A 12,376-nucleotide genomic window follows, 5' to 3' on the forward strand; every position below is an offset into this window, starting at 1 on the left:
TAAAACATAAATTTTTATTGATGAGATATATCGTTTTTTCAGTTTTTTTGGTTTTTCTTTCATGCAGAACGGAGTCTCAAACTTCTGTTGAGGTAGATTACAGCACATTATCTCTTGAACAAAAGGCCAAAAGGGTCACCATTCATAGGGATGATTTTGGAGTGCCCCACATTTATGGACAAACGGATGCTGATGCTGTTTTTGGTCTGTTATATGCCCAATGCGAAGATGACTTCAACCGTGTGGAACAAAATTATATTTGGGCCACGGGCCGTTTGGCAGAAGTTGAAGGGGTAGATGCTATTTACAGTGATTTGCGGGCAAACCTTTTTATGACCGAAGAAGAAGCAAAAGCCAATTATGAAAAAAGTCCCCAATGGTTAAAAAAATTGTGCGATGCCTTTGCAGATGGCATCAACTACTATCTAAAGACACATCCGGAGGTCAAACCAAGGTTATTGACCCATTTTGAACCTTGGATGCCCATGTATTTTAGCGAAGGATCCATAGGTGGCGATATAGAGCGTATACGTACCGATAAAATCAAGGCTTTTTATGAGAGCGATATGCAGATTCCCGAAGCCGAGGAATTTAAGATAAAGAAAGAAGAAGAGATGGCAGAGCCCCAAGGTTCTAACGGTATCGCTATTTCTGGAGATTTGACCCGTTCGGGCAACGCCATGTTGCTCATCAACCCGCATACATCATTTTATTTTCGGGGCGAAGTCCATGTAGTTTCAGAAGAAGGCCTTAATGCTTATGGAGCGGTGACCTGGGGGCAGTTTTTTGTGTATCAGGGATTTAATGAAAAAACAGGCTGGATGCATACCTCTACCTATACCGATGTCATGGATGAGTTCAAGGAAACTATTGTAAAGATGAACGACAAACTCTTATATAGGTACGGGGAAGAGTTGCGCCCAGTGGAAAGTTCCGAAATTATTCTAAAGTACAAAGATGGTGATTCCATAAAACAAAAAACATTTTCTGCCTACAGAACCCATCATGGCCCAATAACCCATATGGAAAATGGGCAATGGACAGCCTCTGCCATGATGTGGGAACCCATAAAGGCTTTGGAGCAATCGTTTGTGAGAACAAAAAAAGAGGGCTACAAAGGCTTCAGGGAGATGATGGATATCCGAACCAATTCCTCCAATAACACGGTCTATGCCGATGCGGAAGGAAATATCGCTTACTTTCATGGCAATTTTGTTCCGAAACGTGATGTTGCGTTTGATTATTCCGAACCTGTTGATGGCAGTGACCCCAAGACCGATTGGCAAGGGCTGCACACCGTAGACGAGAACATACTCATTTTAAACCCTGAAAATGGGTGGATACAAAATTGCAATTCTACACCTTACACAGCTGCATCGGAATTTAGTCCCAAAAAAGAGGACTATCCCAATTACATGTCCATTGATCGGGAGAATTTTAGGGGCGTTCATGCTATCGGACTTTTGAAGGACAAAAAGAATTTTACCTTAGATGGACTTATAGATTTGGCGCACGACCCCTATTTGCCCGCTTTTGAAGCCTTAATTCCCGGATTGATAAAGGCGTACAATACATATGATGACAAAAACCCCAAACTTAGGGAAGCTATTAAGGTCCTTGAAAAGTGGGACTATAGAACATCAAAAGAATCTGTTGCAATGACCCTGGCACATTTTTATGGAACCCGGTTTTATCAAGAAGGGATGTATCCCAAAGGTTTATCACCTATGCAGCGATTTCAGCATTGGGGCAAAAACCCGAGACAACACCTTGGAATCTTTGAAAAAACAATCAATCAACTTATCAGTGATTTTGGTACTTGGGAGATGCCTTGGGGCGAAGTAAACCGGTATCAAAGATTAAACGGAGATATTCGCCAACCTTTTGATGATACTAAACCAAGCATTGCTATTGGTTTTGCATCGGGTCGTTGGGGCGCTTTGGCCGCCTATGGCGCACGATACAATAATGACACCAAAAAAATATACGGTACACGGGGCAACAGTTTTGTAGCTGCTGTGGAGTTTGGTGAAAGGGTAAAAGCTAAGACCATTTTAGCGGGTGGTCAAAGCGGTGACCCCAACTCTCCTCATTTTGATGATCAAATTCAAAGGTATGCCGATGTACAATGGAAAGACGTGCCGTATTATAAATCAGATGTTTTAAAAAGGGCGAAAGAAACCTACATTCCGGGACAACGAAAATAATATTTGGAATATTACGTTGCTGTTAGAGATATTTTAATCTAAACGCAATGAGGAAGTTCATATATTTTCTGGCCGCGACTTTATTTTTTGCCTGTGGTCCGAGCGAATACCCTAAAATACCTTTGAATCAGCTCGATTCCGTTTTGGTAGCTCAAAGCGAATTGATACGTAACGATTTCTTACGGCTACACTCCACAGATGCAGGTTTTAAGGAGTTTGTAACCTCAGACTATATAACGCCGTTGGTACGCGGCTATTTTTTATTTTCAGGCGTACCCGATTTGATACGGTATGAATTGGGCGAGATCAAATCTTTGAAGCTTTTTGAGGTGGTGGACAAGGGATTGGTGAAAACAATGCGCTACAAATTGGAGACCACACTGCATTCAGATGAATTCATTGAGTTCTCATACGATATCAATCAAAAATATAGAGTGGCCAAGATGTCACTGGTAGTTCCCAACAACGGGAGGTCTACTTTGAAAAAGGAATACATCAATCTTTTTTCAGATGATATTGCGACAATGACACAATAACATAATCAGTCTTTGACCACAATCAAAGAAGCTTTGGAACCTTGTGATAAAAGCCATTTGTTGGAATAAATAAGTTCACCCTTGTCATCGTAAACGTTTATCTGTGCCGTATTGGGAGAGGAAGACCCTTCATTGAGTGCCTCAAATTCTATACGGTTGAAACCCGAATCCAAATCAATGTTCACACCTTTAAAAGCCCCGGTCAAAAGGATGTTGGGGTCGGCCACTTTTCCATTGATATAAATTTTTACCCGGTCGCCGTCAACATATTCATGGTCTCGGCAGACCACACCAATGAATTTAGCGTTACTGCGCACATCGCCCAGATATTGGTTTCCAAAATGCTGGCCCGATTCCCCACCAGATTCCAAAGGTCCAATTTTTGGGTCTATTTTTAATCCATGGCCCGCTTGTACCAATTCTTTTTGATCAAGCATATTAATGGTCTTTTTGTTCAATTGGTCTTTGATGGGAGTATTTGGTTTTATCTCAAAAACCGATGGAAGTTTTAAAGCAGTGCCTTTAGGGTCTTTTTTGATATCCAAATCGTTTTTACGGTCTATCTTGAGCGGCTTGGCTTTAGGAATGTCCTCTTGTGCTATACCTATAAAGCATAACATGAAAAAGCAAACAGGTAAAATTAGGTTCCTCATCTTTGGGATTGATAGTCGTAACACTTTATTAAAGATAACAAATACCCTGCCATAGGGTTTTAATTTGCTGTTAAAATCCCTAAAAATCGATGAAAATATCCGTACTATAAAATGTATAATGGGATGGAAATAAACCGGATTTTGAATCAACTCCAAGTTCTTTCTAAATATCCAATAAAGTTTTGATGCATTATTTGATTGATATCTTTTGAGGAATACCCTCTTTTTCCGACAAGTTTGGAATTTTTTGTAAATCGGAAATGGTATCGAGATCATTCGGACATTGTTCCGTCCTAAAACTATTCCAAATCGGCACCGGTCATCCAAACATGCAAGGTAATATTATATGTACATGTTAGATGGTTATCTTTTGATTGCGTGCCGCTACTTTCCAGGTGCCGGTCATTTTACCATCGGCTACGGTAACGAGCTCTTCATATTTTGCGACAGTTGGGCAAATATGCATGGGTATGGCATAAAAACTATCCCCGATTTCATAAAGACTGTCATCGGTGACCTTGACCATTAGGTGTTCTTCACTTTGGCCTATTTGTTCGCTGTTTTCCAAACCGAGTATCTTAACCCGGGGAAAACCCATTTCAGGAGCGATGGATTTATGGCCTATGTCAAAACAAACGATATTTTTTGCTGGTTTGCTTATAATACGTGTAAATAAAACGGCTGCATGTAGAAAAGACATATCCGGGAACAATTCTTCATAACGAGCATCCCAAAGTAACGTAGTGCCGGGGCTAGTGTCTACCTCCGTTCTTTTTGCATGAACGGGGAACGACGGGGAACCGCCCGCTATAATGTCCGGTACGGTAATCCCTTTTCTTTTTATAGCTTCTTTTAAGGCATATACCTTGTCGAAAGCAGCATTGCAGGCCTTGGTGCGTTCATCAACATCTTTATTCCTGATATGGCCATCGTAGGCGTGTAGACCCCTAGCATGAATATTGGGATGCTTCTCCATGGAATAATATAGGGCTACCGCATTTTCGTCCGGAATACATCCGGTGCGGTTCATACCTGAGTTGATGTCGAGGTAAAGATTGGCCAAAACTTCTTTTTTTGAAGCCATCGATGCAATTTTTTCTAAGGTCTTTGGGTTGTCGACCAAGGTAGAGAAGTGTGATGAGGTATACTTTTCCATCAGCTTAAAAAATCGATCGATATTTGCTCCCACAGGTTGCATTGCCAACAGAACGTCTCTAGCACCGCATTGTCCCAATAATTCGGCTTCGGCAATGGTCGCACACTTGAATTTTTGAATACCGTGCCTTTGTTGCATTTGAACGATTTCTGCAGTTTTGTGCGTTTTTATATGGGGGCGCAGTCGGGAAACACTCCCGGCCACTGAAACCATGGTCCTGATATTGTCTTCTATCCTTTCTGGGTATACCAATAAAGATGGAGAGATTATAGCTTCGTCGTTTTCAACTTTATACCAGTTTGATGTATCCATAATCTTATTTTAATGGTGAAGCTCGAACATAGCTTCTATTTCAACGGCCACTTGACCGGGTAACACCATACCTACGGCACTACGGACACCGACACCGTTATCGGATCCAAAAACATCGGACATTAATTCACTAAAACCGTTGATGACCAAAGGTTGGTCGCTGAAATCCGGGGTACAGTTGACCATTCCCAAGGTCTTTACCAAGCGTTTTATACGGTCTATATCCCCAAAATGAGCAGTAATGGTCGCGAACATGGTTAATGCAACTTGACGTGCCGCTTGTTTTCCCTGTTCCAGTGTAAGGTCATCACCAATACGCCCGGTAAAAAACGAACCATCTTTTAACATAGGCCCCTGCCCGGAAACATATAAAAAATTATCTACGACCAATGTAGGCTTATAAAGGCCTGCCGGAGCTGGGGCGGGCGGTAGAACCAATCCCAGTTCCTCTATTTTTTTTGAAGGCAATTTCATTTTGATGCATTTATCGATTACTATAGTTTTATATGGATGAATATCGTTGTTACTCAATCAACTCCTCTATTATGGGCTTTGACACATCATACAAATTGATTTAAAACCAATACACCCAAAAGTCCCATAATTCCGACCGTGGTTTCCATGACCGTCCAAGTTTTCAAAGTGTCCTTTACCGATAGGTTAAAATACTCTTTATAGAGCCAAAACCCACTATCGTTTACATGCGAAAGCATAAGACTTCCCGAGCCTATGGCCAATACCATAAGTTCCGGGCTTACTCCTGAGCTGCTTAACAGGGGCAGGGCTATTCCTGCCGCGGTTAACCCGGCAACTGTTGCCGAGCCCACACAAGCCCTAATCACGGTAGCAATGAGCCATGCCAAAATCAATGGTGAAACCGAAGACCCTTGCAGTAGCGCTCCGATATATTCGCTTACGCCACTATCTATCAATACCTGTTTTAGTGCTCCTGCACCGGCAATAATCAACAATACCATCGTAATCCCCGATACAGCGTTGGATACAGAGTTCATGACATCGGTCATTTTTCTTCCCCTGGCCAGTCCCAATGTATAAATGGCGACCAATACGGACAGCAACATGGCTATGACCGGATTGCCCAAAATCGAGGTTGTTTTTTTTATCGGATTATCTTCGGATAATATAATATTGACCAATGAAGCAATACCGATCAAGATTACCGGTAGCAAAGCCGTAATGATACTAACGGATGTGCTTGGCATTTCCTCATCCGATAATATCTTGGGATTTAAAAATTCTTTTAACGGCGTAGCCTGAATATTTTTTATGGTACGGGAGAATAAAGGCCCTGCAACTATAATGGCGGGTATGGCAACTATGATGCCATATAAAAGGGTCTTTCCGATATCGGCTTTGAACATCACCGCTATTCCCGTTGGTGCCGGATGCGGGGGCAAGTAACCATGGGTTACCGAAAGTGATGCCAACATGGGCAGACCTACGTAAATAAGAGGAAGTCCCGTTGTGGCGGCAACCGTAAACACCAATGGAATCAAGATTACGAAACCAACTGTATAAAACATGGGAATACCGACTATGAAACCAGTCAGAACCACAGCCCATTGTATATTTTTTTTACCAAATTTATCGACCAACTTTGTGGTAATACGCTGTGCCGCGCCGCTATCGGCGACCAATTTTCCTAGCATGGCACCCAAACCCAATATCATGATAAGGCCACCCAACGTGCTTCCAAGGCCGGATTGTATTGAATCAACAACCTTTAGAAAATCCATCCCCTCGGCGACCCCTACAAGTAAAGAGACGATGATAAATGAAATAAATGCATTGAGCTTAAATTTGGCGATCAGCAGAAAAAGTAAAACAATACCTGCAACTACAATGACAAGGGGCATAGGTTGGTTTTAAAATAGGTCTTAAATATACAATTTTAGTTTGCTTTATTTTGGATAGCACATCAAAGATAGCTTAAGCGCACAACCGTCATTTTAATTAGTATTTTAAATTTGGCAGAACTATCATTTGAGAATTTCCTGGTTTCATCTTGGTAGTGTGATAAGCATAAAAAATTATACCAATAGTATATCAACATTATATTCTTTCAAAATAGACAACGGGTCATATCAATCAAATCAAACTAATTTTGGATACAGCTAAGGCAGTCATAAAGCATAGTTTACTTTTGGGGACAAATACATAAAGTATAATTTATAACCATACTTTTTTAATCGATTACATTAACGACTAAAAATTAAATGATGTCTATCTTGACCATTATCTTAAATATTTTATTGCCGCCTTTAGCTGTTTTTTTAAAACACGGTGTAGGTACAACATTGCTTATCAGTATTTTGTTAACGATTTTAGGATGGCTGCCTGGGGTTATCCATGCTTTTTTGGTTAATAATTAACATCCCCTTTATGAAAAGGGCATAGTAGGGCACGCTATATTTGTTTTATCAAAAAAGTATAACATGAAATTTTTTCTGAATGTTTTGTTTGCGTTGATTTCTTTGAATATGCTGAGCTGCCAAAGAGTAAAAAAATCAGACGTGCCTAAAGCGGTAAAAGCAACTTTTGAGGCAAAATACCCCGGTGAGGACGACCCGGACTGGAGGTTGGATCGTAACGATAATTTTGAATCCCATTTTAAAATAAACGGCGAGCATTACAGGGCCGATTTTAGTCCCAATGGCAATTGGATAGAAACTGAGCGGAATATTAAAAAAAAGGAGCTGCCAAAGATAATCAGGGAAAAACTGAAATCAGATTATGACGATTACAAAATAGTTGAGATTGAGGTGGTCGACCATCATTCCAAAGGCATATTCTATGATGTAGAACTTAAGAAAGATGGTAAGAAACAAGATATTGAATTTACTATAAAAGGTGAGATAATCAATTGAGCATCTATTCTTTTGCCCTAATATAATCTACCAATTTTTGTGGGCCTTCCAATAAAATTCTTACAACGCGCAACGTACCGTCTTCCGTTGTGGCAATTTGCCACTTGATCAATGATATTTTCCCGTTTTCAATTTCGATGCCGGTTATACTTCTCGGGTGTACGCAACTGCCATCATTAAAAAAGGGAATATCCCCAGGTTCTGGAAACCGGGGCCTATGTGTATGGCCAGCAATCGTTATTTTTAAATCGTTCTTTAAAATCCATTTTTTGATTCGGCGTTCAACTTTTATCAGTTCCGTGTAGTTTTTAGCGGGACTCGTAGGGTCCGCAATACCCCAAACCTGCAAGGGTTTCCATAAAACACGTACCAAAAACCTTCCCCACCGCCAAAAGGTATAATTCCACCAATCTGCTTGGTGGCCGTGGGCCAAAAACAACTCTTGTTGGGTATCTTTATGTTTGAGTACTATGGCTTCATGGTAGGTTATGCCCTCAAAAAGGGCTTTGTCCTCTGCATCAATAGGTTCAAAATAACTGGAGAGGTGTTTTTTTACGTAACCTTTGTCTTTGTAGACCATGTCGTGATTGCCCCATATCATATGAAGCCTATTTTCCAAATGATATTGTCGCAAAAGTTTGAAAACATTTTTATGGGCCTCGAAAATGGATTCAAAATGAATATTCTCCCACAACTCGTCACCGTCACCTAGCTCACAGTACTGAAAACCCTCTAAATAGTAGTGTTTAAGGGCATGAAAATAAATGTTCCTATTATTGGCAAATTCATCGGCAAAACTATTGTCCCCTCTGTGGCAATCGCTAAAAAGTACAAACTTAGAAGTATCGTCAAATGGTATGATTTTAGCATTTTTATACGCTCTGGACAACCTAAAACTGGACGACATCTTGTTTTTTTGTTAAATATCTTAAAAAAGCCCCGGTTTTTGGGCGTTTACTTTAACAAATTGCTGTAGTTAGTTTTTGTAACTTTGTCCGCTTTTATACGTCTAAATACATATATGCAGAACAATAAAGACATAGAATCCCCTTTGGTACAGCTCATAAGTTTCAGTAAATTGTTGGAACGGTACGAGACCATGGCCAAAGGCAAGGATGAATACCTTGCCAAAAAGGCCAAGAGAATTCTAAAAGCCCAAGAGCCCTACCCCGAACTTAGGGATGGTTTTTCGGATATATCTTTATTGCAAAAATATGAGGAACCCATCCGAATCATATTACAGGACACATTTTCTGAAGTCCTTACGGACAATGAGATAAAAGCGGCCTCTGTGCCTTTTGACGATGTTATCTTCAATTCATCAAAAAGGTTCAAAAAAATATTGCGGGATGCCGGTGGTGATGATTTCATTCCAGAGATGCGCAATATGCCAGAGCAGCAATTGTACATAGTCGCTTGTACCGTGATATTGAATTTTTATTACGGTTTTAACCTAGACTTCAAGCGACCTTTGTTTTACGATATTCCGGATGCCAATGGTGTAATGCGTCACTACCGAATATTGTACAACGCCGATTTTATTGAGATACTTCCTACGGATAAAAAGAAGGATTTGACCCAAGAAGATGTGAACGAGCTATTGGAAAATTTTGACAATCTGGAGCTATGGAAAGAAAAAATACCACCAAATAGCTTTATTTCCAAAGGGTTCGTGATTTCCAATATGTTTGATGTTACCGCAGAACATTCCATATCTGAAATAAAATCAAGTCTTATCGCCAGTGACAAAAGAGCGAGCGATAATTTTATGGAAGACTTGCAAGATACGTTTAAGTCCTTTTTTAATCTATCCGATATCCGGGCAGGTTTTGTTACCTATAACCCAAAGGAAAATAGTTTTGAAAGGGTATATGGCAAGGGAATACAGAGTTTTATTTTACATGATAAGGACACTGAGTCCTGTGACAAGGCCCTTTGCCAAGGTTCATACAAAAATTTGCTCGAAAAAAAGGATTATTTTGCCATATCCGATGTGGACAAATATTTTGAAATGTCCCAAAAAGAGGCACAACCCTATAAAAATTTACATCAACAAGGTATAAAGAGTGCCATTTTTGCCCCAATTGCCACCAATGGTAATTTATTGGGCGTGTTGGAACTGGTATCGAATAAAAAGAACGCGCTTAATAGCGTAAATGCCAATAAATTGATTGATGTAATGCCTTATATCGTTTCTGCGGTCTTACGATCTAAGACCGAGGAGGAAAACTTGATAGATGCTATAATTCAACATGAATGCACATCGGTTCACGATTCGGTATACTGGCGCTTTCAGGAAGAGGCTAAACGGTTTATCAAGGACGATTTGGAAGGTGGCCAGCCCGCTTTTAGGGAAATAGTCTTCAAAGATGTAAACCCACTGTACGGTCAAATTGATATTAAAAACTCCTCGCAGGCTAGAAATATAGCTATTCAAAGAGATTTGATGATTCAACTTTCGGAAATCAATAAAGTTTTGGTACGGGCCTGGGAAAAAAACAAGCTTCCCATTTATGAGGAACTGATGTTTCGTGTAGATAACCATGTTGACGGTATCAAAGAAACATTGCATACCAATAGCGAACAGGCTATTTTCAATTTTGTTATGGATGAGATTAATCCCGTATTCGACCATCTCAAAAAAACGGATGCGGAGCTGAACAAACTTATCGTATCCTATCAGGCATCCATAGATATGGGAACCGATTCCTACTACGACCATCGTAGAAATTATGATGAAAGTGTAATGCTCATCAACAAGAAATTGGCATCGGTCATTGATAAAAAGCAAGAAGAAGCCCAAGCCATGTATCCCCATTATTTTGAGCGATACAAAACCGATGGTGTGGAACATAACATGTACATAGGGGAGTCTATAACAAGTGACAAGAACTACGATGGTATTTACCTGAATAATTTGCGCTTATGGCAATTACAGGTCATGTGCGAAATGGAAAATGTACATTATAACCTAAAGCCAGAGCTACCGGTCCCCTTGGATGTAGCTTCATTGATATTGGTGTACAACACATCACTTTCGATACGTTTTCGTATGGACGAAAAACGCTTTGATGTAGATGGCACTTACAATGCCCGTTACGAGATCATAAAAAAACGCATTGACAAATCATATGTGAAGGGAACAAACGAACGGCTTACCCAAGCAGGTAAAATGGTCATCGTGTATTCCCAAAAAAGCGACGAATTAGAGTACTTACGCTATATACGTTTCCTTAAATCAAAAGGATACTTTGCCGGTAAAGTCGAAATCGTGGAGTTGGAAGGTTTACAAGGCGTTTCCGGACTTAAAGCCATTCGTGCTGATATCCTGTATAAAACCAAAGATGATTCATCGGAAACCACTTATACTTATGATGATTTGATGCAGGAGCTAAAAAGCTGATAACATGGCAACAGATTCAAGTAGCCTCTCCGGGCCGTAATACTTGAATGCAATAGCAAACGCAATTACCGAGACCACCATACCTATCATAAAAATAGTATAGGTCCACCTTAGGATCTTATATTTACGATTCAATACAAGGCCCAAAAAATAAAGATCTTTAGTGAGAGAGGAATAAATATAGTCTTTATCTTTTACCAACTCCTGAATGGCCCATTCATAGTCCTCCAATTTCATTTTATGAAAATTGCCAAAAAACAAAAGGTTTACCTTTTTTTCGTTTACGTCCTCTTTGGTGAACTCCCCGCTGGTCACGTTAGGTCTTGTCGCCAAAACGGCCAACACCATTGATATAATACTAAAAACAATAAATATTACCGTAGGATATATAAGGTAGTCATTAGAGGGGTTGTCCAATTTTGGGATTAAGTTGGATAAAGCTAAAGAAATTATAATGGCATTTACCGATAATAGGATATTCGCTTTGGTGTCTGCAATGTCACTCAGGGTAATGTGGTTTTTTAAAGTAACCCTGAACAAGGTCTGTATTCCACGGTCGGGGCTTTCACTTTTATACTTGGCCTTTAATTCCTCTTTTTTTGCAATTTCTTTTTCAGATTTTTTATCCTTTATTAGTTTTCTAAGGTTTTTATCCTTCAGCGGTTGCCAATTTTCTTGAGCATACTTAGTGTAAAACCTATGTTCGGTTCTGAACATTTCTACGTTGGCATTGCGCCATTGTTTGGTCGTATATTCCTTAATGCCCAGTTTGCTCAGTTCTTCCCTGAGCAGCTCGGTCGTTTCCAAATAGCTTTTTTGTCCCAAGTGCGAGGAATCGGCGTCACGTATAATTTCCTCCAATTGGTTTTGTGGCAGGTGATGGCGCTTCGTGGCCATGATCAAGGCACAAACGGTTTTGATGAGTTCGGCATTTGTGTTATGGCCGCCCAGGAACTCCCTGGTTATGTCACAACTTTTTTCTTCGTGGTTTTCAAAGCCTTTGGTATATCCCGTATCGTGCAACCAAGCAGCTATAACAAGTGCGTTATTTTCTTTATCTTTTAAGTCATAAAAATCCAATAGCTCTTTAGTACTTTCGACCACTCTTTGTGTATGCCTAAAGTTGTGGTATAAAAAATTGGTATCTAATTGATTGTTAAGCAAATCGGTGGCAAACTGTTCGGTTTTTTTTATGAGGTCTGACATGTATAACTAATATTG

Annotated in this window: 11 protein-coding genes; 5 read left to right on the forward strand and 6 right to left on the reverse strand. The window is 40.1% G+C overall.

Annotated elements, in window-relative coordinates:
• The first annotated feature begins 20 nt into the window (after positions 1-20).
• The gene (locus HYG79_RS10300) at positions 21-2,207 is read left to right on the forward strand and encodes an acylase (RefSeq protein WP_179242008.1); all 2,187 of its coding nucleotides are present in this window, start codon (positions 21-23) and stop codon (positions 2,205-2,207) included.
• Positions 2,208-2,254: 47 nt separating this feature from the next.
• A complete protein-coding gene (locus tag HYG79_RS10305; protein ID WP_179242009.1) occupies positions 2,255-2,743 on the forward strand; it encodes a hypothetical protein in 489 nt (162 codons plus the stop codon).
• A 5-nt stretch (positions 2,744-2,748) separates the two neighbouring features.
• Here HYG79_RS10305 and HYG79_RS10310 read toward each other — a convergent pair whose 3' ends face one another.
• From HYG79_RS10310 to HYG79_RS10325, 4 genes are all read right to left on the reverse strand, one after another.
• A complete protein-coding gene (locus tag HYG79_RS10310; RefSeq protein ID WP_179242010.1) occupies positions 2,749-3,396 on the reverse strand; it encodes a hypothetical protein in 648 nt (215 codons plus the stop codon).
• Between the two features lie 355 nt (positions 3,397-3,751).
• A complete protein-coding gene (locus HYG79_RS10315) occupies positions 3,752-4,864 on the reverse strand; it encodes a D-TA family PLP-dependent enzyme (RefSeq protein WP_179242011.1) in 1,113 nt (370 codons plus the stop codon).
• Positions 4,865-4,873: 9 nt separating this feature from the next.
• Positions 4,874-5,338 (reverse strand): RidA family protein, encoded by a 465-nt coding sequence (locus tag HYG79_RS10320; RefSeq protein ID WP_179242012.1) that lies wholly within the window; start codon positions 5,336-5,338, stop codon positions 4,874-4,876.
• Between the two features lie 86 nt (positions 5,339-5,424).
• Positions 5,425-6,741 carry a gluconate:H+ symporter gene (locus HYG79_RS10325; protein ID WP_179242013.1) on the reverse strand — a complete coding sequence of 439 codons (1,317 nt, stop codon included), beginning with the start codon at positions 6,739-6,741 and terminating at the stop codon, positions 5,425-5,427.
• A gap of 363 nt (positions 6,742-7,104) precedes the next feature.
• Between HYG79_RS10325 and HYG79_RS10330 the strand changes: the two genes are divergently transcribed.
• Both HYG79_RS10330 and HYG79_RS10335 read left to right on the forward strand, forming a co-directional pair.
• Positions 7,105-7,257 carry a YqaE/Pmp3 family membrane protein gene (locus HYG79_RS10330; protein WP_179242014.1) on the forward strand — a complete coding sequence of 51 codons (153 nt, stop codon included), beginning with the start codon at positions 7,105-7,107 and terminating at the stop codon, positions 7,255-7,257.
• Positions 7,258-7,320: 63 nt separating this feature from the next.
• Complete coding sequence (locus tag HYG79_RS10335; protein ID WP_179242015.1) at positions 7,321-7,752, forward strand: PepSY-like domain-containing protein; 432 nt, start codon at positions 7,321-7,323, stop codon at positions 7,750-7,752.
• 4 nt (positions 7,753-7,756) lie between these two features.
• Here the strand turns inward: HYG79_RS10335 and HYG79_RS10340 are convergent, their stop codons facing one another.
• Positions 7,757-8,659: a metallophosphoesterase family protein gene (locus HYG79_RS10340; protein WP_179242016.1), complete on the reverse strand. Its 903-nt coding sequence runs from the start codon at positions 8,657-8,659 to the stop codon at positions 7,757-7,759.
• Positions 8,660-8,773: 114 nt separating this feature from the next.
• On the opposite strand from HYG79_RS10340, the gene HYG79_RS10345 reads away from it, so the two are divergent.
• Positions 8,774-11,155, forward strand: a complete 2,382-nt coding sequence (locus tag HYG79_RS10345) for a GAF domain-containing protein (RefSeq protein WP_179242017.1) — start codon at positions 8,774-8,776, stop codon at positions 11,153-11,155.
• Here the strand turns inward: HYG79_RS10345 and HYG79_RS10350 are convergent.
• Positions 11,144-12,361, reverse strand: coding sequence for a Pycsar system effector family protein (locus HYG79_RS10350; protein WP_179242018.1), 1,218 nt, complete (start codon positions 12,359-12,361; stop codon positions 11,144-11,146). The genes HYG79_RS10345 and HYG79_RS10350 overlap by 12 nt on opposite strands.
• Between the last annotated feature and the right edge of the window lie 15 nt (positions 12,362-12,376).

The sequence above is a fragment of the Costertonia aggregata genome, assembly GCF_013402795.1.
Taxonomy (GTDB): Bacteria; Bacteroidota; Bacteroidia; order Flavobacteriales; family Flavobacteriaceae; genus Costertonia; species Costertonia aggregata.